The 11246-nt window shown below is 70.6% G+C and carries 9 protein-coding genes; 1 reads left to right on the top strand and 8 read right to left on the bottom strand.

From position 1 onward, the window contains the following. Positions 1-722: 722 nt before the first annotated feature. Positions 723-1730: a stage II sporulation protein M gene (locus ACIQRW_RS16700; protein ID WP_403760278.1), complete on the bottom strand. Its 1008-nt coding sequence runs from the start codon at positions 1728-1730 to the stop codon at positions 723-725. A 119-nt stretch (positions 1731-1849) separates the two neighbouring features. Between ACIQRW_RS16700 and ACIQRW_RS16695 the strand changes: the two genes are divergently transcribed. Next, on the top strand, positions 1850-2821 hold the full coding sequence (locus ACIQRW_RS16695) for an RDD family protein (protein ID WP_403760276.1): 972 nt from the start codon (positions 1850-1852) through the stop codon (positions 2819-2821). On the opposite strand, the gene ACIQRW_RS16690 is transcribed toward ACIQRW_RS16695, so the two are convergent. The 7 genes from ACIQRW_RS16690 to ACIQRW_RS16660 all read right to left on the bottom strand — a co-directional run bounded on the left by ACIQRW_RS16690 (position 2818) and on the right by ACIQRW_RS16660 (position 11198). Beyond that, the gene (locus tag ACIQRW_RS16690; protein ID WP_403760274.1) at positions 2818-3486 is read right to left on the bottom strand and encodes a hypothetical protein; all 669 of its coding nucleotides are present in this window, start codon (positions 3484-3486) and stop codon (positions 2818-2820) included. The genes ACIQRW_RS16695 and ACIQRW_RS16690 overlap by 4 nt on opposite strands. A gap of 169 nt (positions 3487-3655) precedes the next feature. Beyond that, a complete protein-coding gene (ahcY, locus tag ACIQRW_RS16685) occupies positions 3656-5113 on the bottom strand; it encodes an adenosylhomocysteinase (RefSeq protein WP_403760271.1) in 1458 nt (485 codons plus the stop codon). A gap of 276 nt (positions 5114-5389) precedes the next feature. Beyond that, positions 5390-6400: a cation diffusion facilitator family transporter gene (locus tag ACIQRW_RS16680; protein WP_403760268.1), complete on the bottom strand. Its 1011-nt coding sequence runs from the start codon at positions 6398-6400 to the stop codon at positions 5390-5392. A gap of 87 nt (positions 6401-6487) precedes the next feature. Then, positions 6488-7663 carry a mannose-6-phosphate isomerase, class I gene (manA, locus tag ACIQRW_RS16675; protein WP_403760265.1) on the bottom strand — a complete coding sequence of 392 codons (1176 nt, stop codon included), beginning with the start codon at positions 7661-7663 and terminating at the stop codon, positions 6488-6490. A 273-nt stretch (positions 7664-7936) separates the two neighbouring features. Then, complete coding sequence (locus tag ACIQRW_RS16670) at positions 7937-9073, bottom strand: SIS domain-containing protein (RefSeq protein WP_403760262.1); 1137 nt, start codon at positions 9071-9073, stop codon at positions 7937-7939. A 180-nt stretch (positions 9074-9253) separates the two neighbouring features. Continuing rightward, a complete protein-coding gene (locus ACIQRW_RS16665) occupies positions 9254-9436 on the bottom strand; it encodes a Trm112 family protein (RefSeq protein ID WP_003968734.1) in 183 nt (60 codons plus the stop codon). Between the two features lie 391 nt (positions 9437-9827). Beyond that, positions 9828-11198 carry a phosphomannomutase/phosphoglucomutase gene (locus ACIQRW_RS16660; RefSeq protein ID WP_403760259.1) on the bottom strand — a complete coding sequence of 457 codons (1371 nt, stop codon included), beginning with the start codon at positions 11196-11198 and terminating at the stop codon, positions 9828-9830. Positions 11199-11246: the final 48 nt, after the last annotated feature.

Here is an 11246-nt window from a genome sequence, read left to right as displayed (position 1 = left end):
TTACCCGTAATCGGGTGCACACATCACGAGAGCGGAACAACCGGTCGGAATAAGACCCGTTGTTCACAGCGTCCTCGCTGTGTAATTGCCTACCGGTCACCGAATTGAACCGGCAGGACTTTCAAAGGAACCACCAACCTGCCGAAGCAGGCCGGGGTATCAACATATCTGGCGTTGACTTTTGGCACGCTGTTGAGTTCTCAAGGAACGGACGCTTCCTTCGGTCCCGTTTCACCGGGGCCCTCCGGGCGCTTCCCTTCGTTACTGCTTTGTCCTGCTGTCTTGCGTTTCCGACTGTATCAGACTCTTTCGTGTCCGATTCCCGGTCGAAGCGGGTCTCGCATCTCGCTTTCCAGGTCCTTCGCTTTCGCGTTTTCCCTTTCCGGCGAGTCCGACTTTACCAGACTCTCTTTCGTTCCGTTTCCGGTCCGAATTCGATTTCTGATGGCCTGCGGAGCGGCCTTGCCTTTCGGCTGACCCGACTTTATCAGAAACTCACGGGGCTAAACGAACGACCCGATGAGTTTGATAAGGGAGAATCATTTGGCCCGGCGGAGCTAACAAGCGCTCCTGCACGAGCGAGATAGATACTACGCGCTCAACTCGAACTTGTCTAGTTCGAGGCAACCGTTCAAATCTACCTCCCCACATCTGCCGTGTCAACGGTTTTTGTGGGCGAGGAGGACACTAGCAGGTCAGCAGGGGTGAAAGCACATCGGCTGTCAGGCTGCGGTGGGAAGTTCGGCGCTGCGTTCGACCGCTGTGAGGTCGCCTGTGTCGCCGGCGCGGGCCGCGCGGCCACCAAGGATGTAGACGTACGCGAGAAAGGCCAGCTCAGCCGCGATGCCGATGGTGATCCGAGCCCAGGTCGGGAGGCCGGACGGGGTCACGAAGCCCTCGATGAGTCCGGAGACGAACAGGACCAGGGCCAGACCGATTGCCATGCCCAGGGCGGCGCGGCCCTGCTGAGCCAGGGCGGTCCGGCGTGACAGGGGACCTGGGTCGATCACGGCCCAGCCGAGGCGCAGCCCTGTGCCGGCGGCGACGAACACCGCGGTCAGTTCGAGCAGACCGTGGGGAAGCACCAGGCCGAGGAAGACGTCGAGACGGCCCGCGGAGGACATGAGGCCTATGCCGACGCCGAGGTTGAGCATGTTGAGGAAGAGGATCCAGATCACCGGTATGCCGAGGAACGCCCCCAGGATCAGGCACAGGGCCGCGGCCTGCGCGTTGTTCGTCCATACCTGGGCCGCGAACGACGCCGCCGGATGGCTGGAGTAGTAGGTCTCGTACTCCCCGCCCGGTCGGGTCATCGCACGGAGGTCATCCGGTGCGGCGATCGCGGCCTGAACCTCGGGGTGGGTGCCTATCCACCAGCCCAGCAATGCCGCCACCACTGTCGAGAGCACCGCTGTGGGAATCCACCAGTGGCGCGAGCGGTAGACCGCGGCGGGGAATCCCGCGGTGAGGAACCGGGCCGCGTCCCGCCAGGACGCCTTGCGGGTGCCGGTCACCGTCGACCGGGCGCGGGCCACGAGCTGCGTGAGACGTCCGGTGAGGAGGGGGTCGGCGCTGCTCGACTGGACCAGCGAGAGGTGGGTCGCCGTGCGCTGGTAGAGGACGACGAGTTCGTCCGCTTCCGCGCCGGTGAGGCGGCGCCCCCGGCGCAGGAGGTGTTCGAGGCGGTCCCACTCCGTGCGGTGGGCGGTGACGAAGACGTCGAGGTCCATGGGCGTCTGTTGCTCCAGGCATGGGGGCGTACGGGTTCGTACTACTGCGGCGCGCTGGCGGTCAGCTTGGCAGACTGTGCCCGGCTGGGGCAGAGAAGGTCGGCGAAGGGTGGGGCCCGATGAGTGAGCTGGTTACCGGGGACGCGGTCGTTCTGGGGTTGAGGCCCGCACGACTGCCGAGCCGGGCGCTCGCCTCGGCGATCGATCTGGCGGTGACGTTCGTCGCCTTCATCCTGATATCGGTCGTACTGGGCATCGCTTCCGCCTCGTTGGACGAGGCAGCGGTCGCGGCGATCGGGGTCGCCTCTTTCCTGCTGGTCCTGATCGGCGGGCCGGTCGCGGTGGAGACGCTGAGTCATGGTCGGTCCCTGGGGAAGCTCGCCTGCGGGCTGCGGGTGGTGCGGGACGACGGCGGGCCGATCCGGTTCCGGCACGCGCTCGTACGGGGGGCCATGGGGCTCGTCGAGATCCTCATGACCTTCGGCGCCCTGGCCTCGATCGCGTCCCTCGTGTCGGCGCGGGGTCGCCGGATCGGTGACGTGTTCGCCGGGACGCTGGTGATCCGGGAACGGGTCGCGGCCACGGGCCGGTCCGTCTCCGTGCCGCCTCCCCCGCCCTGGCTGGTCGGCCGGTTCGCGCAGCTGGATCTGTCGGCCGTACCCGACGAACTCTGGCTCGGGATACGGCAGTACCTGACGCGGATGCGGCAGCTGGATCCCGGTGTGGGGCGTTCGATCGCGGAACGGCTGGCCGGTGAACTGGTCGCCCTGACGGGAGCCGCCGCGCCCCAAGGTGTTCCCGCGGCCGCGTTCCTGGCCGCGGTGGTCCATGAGCGGCAGTCACGGGATGCGCGGCGCGTGTTCGCCGGGCCTCGCGCCGAGGGGCCCGTCCCGTCCGGGCCCGTCCCGTCCGGGCCCGTACCGTCCGGGCCCGCCAGGTCTGTTGGGTCGGGTGCGCCTGGCGGGGCTGGCGGGAGTTTCGGGGGGCCCGTGTCTGGCGGGGCCGGTTCCGGGGCGGGGGGCGGTGCCACCGGTGGTCACGAGCAGCGACGCGGGAGTGCTCCCTCGGGCGGGTTCGCCCCGCCCGGCTAGGCGGTGTCCGGCCCGGATCCGGCAAGCGGGTCCTGGTCGGCCGGGGTGCCGGAGGCGCGGGGGGACGGGGGCGTCTCCAGGTGTTCGAGCTCGATGCCGGGTGCCGCGACGACCACGTCACCGGCGATGTGGATGGTGTGCTGCTCCCCGGTGTCCAGGGCGCTGACCTGGTATTCGTCCACGATCAGGGGGCCGTTGTCAGTGGTGTGCGCTTCACTGTTCACCAGGGCCCAGGACTGGTCGACGGTCCTGGGTGCGAGCACCGGGTCCGTGAAGGTGACCACGCGGACGCGGGTCGTGGGGGAAGCGGGGGTGAGGCGCAGGAGACGGGTCATGGCGATGAGGAACGCGGGGGACGTGCCGGCGAAGGTGTGGGCGCGGACATTGCCTTCGGTGGCGTGGCTGCCGGTCGGGTCGGTCCGGACCCAGGTGACCCCTTCCAGGGCTGCTCCTCGCACCTGCCAGCTCGCGGCATGGAGTTCGAGGCGGATGGGCCGGCCCAGCTCGTCCAGGGCGAGGTCGACGGAGCCGAGGTGGTCTCCGGTGGGGGATGTGGTCTGGGAGACGTAGCGCCAGCCGGAGGGGCCGGGGGCGCAGTGGAAGTGTTCTTCGCCGAGGGGGGTGTGATCGTGAAGGTCGTGGAGCGAATACCTGCCGCGGGGCATGGGGTCCTTCGGGTTCCTCGGGTCGTGCGGGGGCGGTAACGGGAGCAGGCCCCCGGCACGGGGGTGCGGGGGCCTGCGCTCGGATCTGCTGCTGCGGGCTGTGACGCCGCTCGGCGTTCGGGAGGCCGGCCTTCCGAACGCCGAGGGTGGATCAGCGACCGCGGAGGGATCAGTAGCGGTAGTGGTCGGACTTGTACGGGCCCTCTACCTGAACACCGATGTACGCCGCCTGCTCGGGGCGCAGCGTCGTGAGCCTGACGCCCAGGGCGTCGAGGTGGAGTCGGGCGACCTTCTCGTCCAGGTGCTTGGGCAGCACGTACACGTCGGTCGGGTACTCCTCGGGCTTCGTGAACAGCTCGATCTGCGCGAGGGTCTGGTCCGCGAAGCTGTTGGACATCACGAAGGACGGGTGCCCGGTCGCGTTGCCCAGGTTGAGGAGGCGGCCCTCGGACAGGACGATGAGGACCTTGCCGTCGGGGAACGTCCAGGTGTGGACCTGGGGCTTGACCTCGTCCTTGACGATGCCGTCGATCTTCGCGAGGCCGGCCATGTCGATCTCGTTGTCGAAGTGGCCGATGTTCCCGACGATCGCCTGGTGCTTCATCCGGGCCATGTCCTTGGCCATGATGATGTCCTTGTTGCCCGTCGTGGTGACGAAGATGTCCGCCTGCTCCACGACGTCGTCCAGCGTGGCGACCTGGTAGCCGTCCATGGCCGCCTGCAGCGCGCAGATCGGGTCGATCTCCGTGATGATCACCCGGGCGCCCTGGCCGCGCAGGGACTCCGCGCAGCCCTTGCCCACGTCGCCGTAGCCGAAGACGACGGCGGTCTTGCCGCCGATCAGGACGTCGGTGGCGCGGTTGATGCCGTCGATGAGGGAGTGGCGGCAGCCGTACTTGTTGTCGAACTTCGACTTGGTCACCGCGTCGTTCACGTTGATCGCGGGGAAAAGGAGGGAGCCGTCACGGTGCATCTCGTACAGGCGGTGCACACCCGTCGTCGTCTCCTCGGTGACACCGCGGATCTCGGACGCGAGCTGGGTCCACTTCTGCGGGGCCTCACCGAGGGTGCGGTTCAGCAGGGTGAGGATTTGGGCGTACTCCTCGCTGTCCGCGGTCGACGGGTCCGGGGCGGCGCCGGCCTTCTCGAACTCGACGCCCTTGTGGACGAGGAGGGTGGCGTCGCCACCGTCGTCCAGGATCATGTTCGGGCCGCCGGTGGGGGTGTTCGGCCAGGTCAGCGCCTGCTCCGTGCACCACCAGTACTCCGCCAGCGTCTCGCCCTTCCAGGCGAAGACCGGGACGCCCGCGGGGGCTTCCGGAGTGCCGTTCGGACCGACGGCGATGGCCGCTGCGGCGTGGTCCTGGGTGGAGAAGATGTTGCAGGAGGCCCAGCGGACCTCGGCGCCCAGGGCGACGAGGGTCTCGATGAGCACGGCGGTCTGCACGGTCATGTGCAGCGAACCGGTGATCCGGGCGCCGGCCAGCGGCTGCGCGGCGGCGAACTCCTTGCGGATCGACATCAGGCCGGGCATCTCGTGCTCGGCGAGCGTGATCTCCTTGCGCCCGAAGGGGGCGAGGGAGAGGTCGGCGACCTTGAAGTCCTGGCGGTTGGTGGCCGTCGTCATAACGGGCTGCTCCTCGTGATGGGTCGAGGGTGGGCTTTCTGGGCTGACTCTGCGGTGCGGCGGGCACACGAATGCCCGGGGGTTCGCAGTGCAGTCCGTCGGAGGCCCTCTGTCCCTCGCCCGGCTCGCTCCCGCCAGCCGGTCGACCGCCATCAGCAGCGACGTCTGTTATCCGTATCCGAATCTACACCGAACGGCCCAGTGAGCCCCAGCCCGTTCGTGGAGAGGGGCGTGTGTGAGGGGTCACCGGGCCGATCGGGGCTGATGCGCGGTGGGTCAGTGGCCGGAATCCTTCGAGGCTGGGCCCTCGCCTGTCTCGGGTCCCGTTTCCGGGGCCTCGGCGACCTTGCCCGGGTTGGTTCCGGTCGCCGCGGCCTGCGCGTTGTAGATGTCCGGCTCCAGGTAGATGACCCGGGCGATCGGGCACGCCGCCCGGATGCGGTTCTCGGCGGCGTTGATGGCGTCGGCGACCTCGGTCGCGGTCTCGTCGTGCCGGACCGCGATCTTGGCGGCGACCAGCAGTTCCTCGGGGCCGAGGTGGAGGGTGCGCATGTGGATGATGCCGGTGACGGTCTCGCCGTCCACCACGGCCGCCTTGATCTTCTCGACGTCCTCGATGCCGGCGGACTCGCCGAGCAGGAGGGACTTCGTCTCGACGGCCAGGACGATCGCGATGAGGATCAGCAGGATGCCGATGCAGAGGGTGCCGATGCCGTCCCAGACGCCGTTGCCGGTGCCGAGGGCGAGGCCGACGCCCGCGAGCGCCAGGATCAGGCCGACGAGCGCGCCGAGGTCCTCCAGGAGAACGACCGGGAGCTCGGGCGCCTTGGAGTGGCGGACGAATTCGGTCCAGGAGCGGTCGCCGCGCGTCTGGTTGGACTCACGGATCGCCGTACGGAAGGAGAAGATCTCCGCGATGATCGCGAAGATCAGGACCCCGACCGGCCAGTACCAGGCCTCGATCTCGTGCGGGTGCTTGATCTTCTCGTAGCCCTCGTAGACCGCGAACATGCCACCGACCGAGAAGAGGACGATGGAGACGAGGAACGCGTAGATGTAGCGCTCGCGCCCGTAGCCGAAGGGGTGCTGAGGGGTGGCTTCGCGCTTCGCCTTCTTGCCACCGAGCAGCAGGAGTCCCTGGTTGCCCGAGTCGGCGAGCGAGTGAACGCTCTCCGCGAGCATCGACGACGAACCACTGAAGAGGAACGCTACGAATTTGGCCACGGCGATCGAGAGGTTGGCGACGAGTGCCGCCACGATCGCCTTGGTTCCGCCTGACGCGCTCATGAGTGCGTGGTGTCCCTTCGTCGGTGCGCGGCAGTTGCCGTCGCGGTGAGGCGGCACATTGTTGCAGCCGTCGGGACGGTCCGTGGGTCAGGCCGCCACGGTGGCCCGGAAGAGTGTTCCCGGTCCCGCTGCCTCGACGGCCTCGCCGGCCGGAACGTACGCGGACTCCCCCGGTCCCAGAGCGAGTTCACCGACGGTGACCGAACCCGCCGTGCAGAGCAGGATCTGGGGTGTGGGTGCGGTCAGTTCGGTGGGGGCCGCCCCTGGGGCGAGGGTGTAGCGGGACAGGGCGAACTCGTCGGCGGGGGTCTCGTAGAGCTCCTCGCCCGACGGGGCCGCCTCCGGGCGCAGCACGCCGGGCTCGGTGGCCTCGAACCGGACGATCCGCAGGAGTTCGGGGACGTCGATGTGCTTGGGGGTCAGGCCGCAGCGCAGCACGTTGTCCGAGTTGGCCATGATCTCGACGCCGAGGCCGTCGAGATAGGCGTGCGGTACGCCCGCGCCGAGGAACAGGGCTTCTCCGGGCTGGAGTTGCACGTAGTTCAGCAGCATCGCGGCCAGGACCCCGGGGTCGCCGGGGAAGTGGTGGGCGATGCGGGCGTAGGGGGCGTGGGCGCCGCCGAGGCGCTCGGCGGCGGCCGCCGCCTCCGCGACGGTCTCGGCCATCTCCGCAGGTTCCGCGCCAAGGATCGCCGTGAGCACCTCGCGGAGGGCCGCTTCCTCGGGGTGGGCCCGGAGGAGGTCCACGTACGGCTTGAGGGAGTCGACTCCCAGCGCCTCCATCGCTTCCGCCGCCTCGGTGGGGCTGCGGAAACCGCACAGCCCGTCGAAGGGGGTGAGGGCGCAGATGAGTTCGGGCTTGTGGTTCGCGTCCTTGTACGTGCGGTGCGGGGCGTCGATCGGGACGCCCCGGGCCTCCTCCTCGGCGTAGCCCTCGCGGGCCTGTTCCAGGTTCGGGTGGACCTGGACGGAGAGGGGGGCGCCGGCGGCGAGGAGCTTCAGGAGGAAGGGGAGGCGGGGGCCGAACCGGACGACCGTCGGCGCGCCGAGCTCACCCTCCGGGTCGGCGTCGATGGCCTCGGTGAGGGCCAGCTCCGTCTCACCGGACGCGGTGGTACGGGTGATGCGCGAGGGTGCTCCGGGGTGGGCTCCCATCCACATCTCGGCCTGCGGTTCGCCGGTGGGCGCGATGCCGAGCAGGGCGGGAATGGCCGTGGTGGACCCCCAGGCGTAGGGGCGCACGGTGTTGGACAGCCGGTCCATGGAGTCGTCCTCGGGTGGGGCGGAGTGGGCAGGTGTGGCACCAGGGGTATCAGTGTTACGTGAGGTCCTGGAGTCGTGGGGGTGGCCGGGGGGTGACACGGTCCCGGAGGGCTGAGGGGGTTCCCTGGCCTCACTGGGTTCCCTGGCCTCCCTGCCCTCCCTAAATTCCCGTGGGCTCCCCGGGCTCCCCAGGAGGGTTCCCTGGGGCTCTGGGGGCCGCGGTCCTTGTTCGTGGTGTTCCGGTGTCCGGGTGTTCCTGTCCGGGTGTTCCTGTCAGGGCTGGGGGGCCGAGGCCAGGGACAGGTAGACCGCTGCGAAGTCGGTGATCGCGAGCAGTTCGGCCACGGCCTCCAGCGCGCTGCCCTCCTCCGGCTCCAGCTCGCTCACGGGAGTGTCGTGGCCGATTGCCAGCTCCCGGGCCGCCGGGTAGGCGCTGAGGCCTCCCGTCGGGCGGTCGCGGAGCAGGACGACCCGGGCCCTCAGCGTCTCGCCCTCGTCGACCCGGTCGCGGAAGAAGTCGTCGGGGTCCGCGCCCGCCGCGAAGTCCCCGGTGAGGAGCGTGCCGTGCGAGGGCAGTGCCTCGGGCAGTTCCGCGGCCAAGGCGGGGCGGCCGGCCAGCTCCGACAGTACGGCGGCGAAGCGGCGTCCCACCGGGCCCGCGGCGTCGCCCTCCGTCCACAGCAGCGGCAGGCTGTCGGCGAGCTCGGCGGCGAGTGTCTTGGCCGGGTTGCTGTACGTGGCGATGGCCGGGCCGCAGCGTTCCGCGGTGCGGTCCAGGCGGTCCGCCACCTTCTGCAGGTCCTCGGGAGGCGCGGTCACCAGGCCGACCCGGTCCAGGAGCGCAAGCAGGGGCGTGAGCAGGGCCCACAGTGTGCCGGGGCCGGCGGCGGAGGTCTCCGCGTCGTACTCGCCGTGCGGGGCGGCGGCCATCGGGACGACCAGGCCGTGCACCCCGTCGACCGCCTCGCGCAGCGGTGAGCGGGTGGGGGCGACGGCGACGACGGTACAGCCGCGGCGGTAGGCCTGCTCGGCGAGCAGGGCGAGGCCCGGTTCGGAACCGTCGGCGGTCGCGATGAGGAGCAGGTCCACGGATCCGGCCCAGCCGGGCAGCGCCCAGCGGAGGGCGCCGGGGGCGGGGGCCACACCCGTGGGGTGGATGCGTACGACGGGGGCGGCCGCGCCCGCCAGTGCACCGATCAGGTCGGCGACCCCGGAGGCGGCGGTGCCGGGGCCCGCCACGAGGACGGCCCGCGGCCGGCCCTCCGGGTTCAGGCCACCGATACCGGCCTCGGCGGCGTGCCGGGCGGCGGTACGGACCCGGGCGCCTGCCTCGGCGGCGCCGCGCAGCAGATCGCGGCGGTCGGCTCGGGCCAGGGCTTCCGGGGCGTCGAGCAAGGACTCGTCGAGCATGGCGGTGGGCCTCCGATCACCGGGCGGGGTGCGGGCTGCGGGTACGGGTACGGGCGCGGTGACGTGGCCTCCGGGGCGGGCGCGGTGCCGAACGGTGGCCCCGGCCTGTGGTCGGGCCCGGCTGCCGTGCGCTGCCGGGGCCGTCCTGCGTCGCCCTGCCGGTACGCGTGTCGCTCGCGGTCAGGCGGGGCGGCGCGCCTCGTCGACGAGAAGAACCGGGATGCCGTCCCGGACCGGGTAGGCCAGGCCGCAGTCGTCGCCCGTGCAGACCAGCTCGGGGCTGTCGGCCGCCGAACGGTCGTCGAGCGGGGAGTGGCAGGCCGGGCAGGCCAGGATCTCCAGGAGGCCGGCTTCGAGCGCCATGGGGTGAGTCCCTTCGAACATGCGAGTTCCGATCCGCGTGGATCAGGCGTCGTCAGCCTACCGCCGGGGTGGAGGGGGCGCGGCCTGGCCGGGGGGATGAAACGGGGGATGGGGGTGGGGGTTGCAGTGCGGATGGGGGGCGCGGGTGCGTGGGGCGGATGGGGGGCGCGGGTGCGTGTGGCGGGTGGGGGGCGCGGGTGCGTGTGGCGGGTGGGCGCCTGCGGCGTGCTTCTCCCCGCCCCGCCCCTTCCCGTAACCGGGGCTCCGCCCCGGACCCCGCTCCTCAAACGCCGGAGGGGCTGAAAGGAGCAGGGCCCAAGAGGGAATGGGGTGGGGTGGGGGGTGCGAACTTCGAAGGTGCCGAGCGGGGCCGTAGAGGCCGCCGGCTGGTTCAGGCTTTGCGGATCAGGCCGAGGACCTCGTCGCGTACCGCCGCCATCGCCTTCTCGTCCCTCGCCTCGACGTTCAGGCGCAGCAGCGGTTCCGTGTTCGAGGCGCGGAGGTTGAACCACCAGCCGGCGGCCGTGACCGTGAGGCCGTCCAGGTCGTCGAAGGTGATGCCGTCGCGGGCGCCGTAGACCTTCCTGACCGCGGCCAGGCTGGCGGCCTGGTCGGCGACGGTGGAGTTGATCTCGCCGGAGCCGCTGTACCGGTCGTACTCCGCGACCAGTTCGGAGAGCGGCTTCTGCTGGCCGCCGAGTGCGGCGAGTACGTGGAGGGCGGCGAGCATGCCCGTATCGGCGTTCCAGAAGTCGCGGAAGTAGTAGTGCGCCGAGTGCTCACCGCCGAAGATCGCGCCGTGCCGCGCCATCTCCGTCTTGATGAAGGAGTGGCCGACGCGGGTGCGGACCGGGGTGCCGCCGCTCTCGCGGACCACCTCGGGGACGGACCAGGAGGTGATCAGGTTGTGGATGACGATGCCCTCGCCGCCGTTGCGGGCCAGCTCACGGGCGGCGACCAGGGCCGTGATCGCGGAGGGGGAGACGCCCGCGCCCCGCTCGTCGACCACGAAGCAGCGGTCCGCGTCGCCGTCGAAGGCGAGGCCGAGGTCGGCACCCTCGGCGAGGACGCGGGCCTGGAGGTCGACGATGTTCTTGGGGTCGAGGGGGTTGGCCTCGTGGTTGGGGAAGGTCCCGTCCAGCTCGAAGTACAGGGGTACGAGGTCGAGCGGGAGGCCTCCGAAGACCGTGGGGACCGTGTGGCCGCCCATGCCGTTGCCCGCGTCGACCACGACCTTGAGGGGGCGGATCGCCTTGAGGTCGACCAGGCCGAGGAGGTGGGCGGCGTAGTCGGTGAGGGTGTCCCGCTCGGTGATCGTGCCGGGGGCGGTGGCGGCCGCCGGCTGGGGGGCACCTTCCGACCACTGCTCGACCAGGGTGCGGATCTCGGCGAGGCCGGTGTCCTGGCCGACCGGGGCGGCGCCCGCCCGGCACATCTTGATGCCGTTGTACCGCGCCGGGTTGTGCGAGGCCGTGAACATCGCCCCGGGGAGGCCGAGGACCCCCGAGGCGTAGTACAGCTGGTCCGTCGAGCAGAGGCCGATGAGTGTGACGTCCGCGCCCCGGGCCGCCGCGCCCCGGGCGAACGCGCCGGCGAGCCCCGGTGACGTGGGGCGCATGTCGTGGCCGATCACGATCGCGTCGGCGGCCGTGACCTGGACGAACGCGGATCCGAAGAGTTCGGCCAGCGATTCGTCCCACTGGTCGGGCACCACTCCGCGCACGTCGTACGCCTTGACGAGCTGCGACAGATCAGCAACCACGGCCGGTCCTCCTGGGATCTTTGCGGACCGCCCAAACTACCCGGCCGG

Origin of the sequence: Streptomyces sp. NPDC091287, assembly GCF_044768525.1 — a bacterium.
Lineage (GTDB): Bacteria > Actinomycetota > Actinomycetes > Streptomycetales > Streptomycetaceae > Streptomyces.
This window is presented reverse-complemented; position numbering and strand designations above follow the sequence as displayed.

Coding starts and splice junctions, on each gene's coding strand:
- ACIQRW_RS16665 (WP_003968734.1), bottom strand. CDS start 9,436: ATGGCGCTCGAAGCCGGCCTCCTGGAGATCCTGGCCTGCCCGGCCTGC.
- ACIQRW_RS16690 (WP_403760274.1), bottom strand. CDS start 3,486: ATGCCCCGCGGCAGGTATTCGCTCCACGACCTTCACGATCACACCCCC.
- ACIQRW_RS16700 (WP_403760278.1), bottom strand. CDS start 1,730: ATGGACCTCGACGTCTTCGTCACCGCCCACCGCACGGAGTGGGACCGC.
- ACIQRW_RS16670 (WP_403760262.1), bottom strand. CDS start 9,073: ATGCTCGACGAGTCCTTGCTCGACGCCCCGGAAGCCCTGGCCCGAGCC.
- ACIQRW_RS16680 (WP_403760268.1), bottom strand. CDS start 6,400: ATGAGCGCGTCAGGCGGAACCAAGGCGATCGTGGCGGCACTCGTCGCC.
- ahcY (WP_403760271.1), bottom strand. CDS start 5,113: ATGACGACGGCCACCAACCGCCAGGACTTCAAGGTCGCCGACCTCTCC.
- ACIQRW_RS16695 (WP_403760276.1), top strand. CDS start 1,850: ATGAGTGAGCTGGTTACCGGGGACGCGGTCGTTCTGGGGTTGAGGCCC.
- manA (WP_403760265.1), bottom strand. CDS start 7,663: ATGGACCGGCTGTCCAACACCGTGCGCCCCTACGCCTGGGGGTCCACC.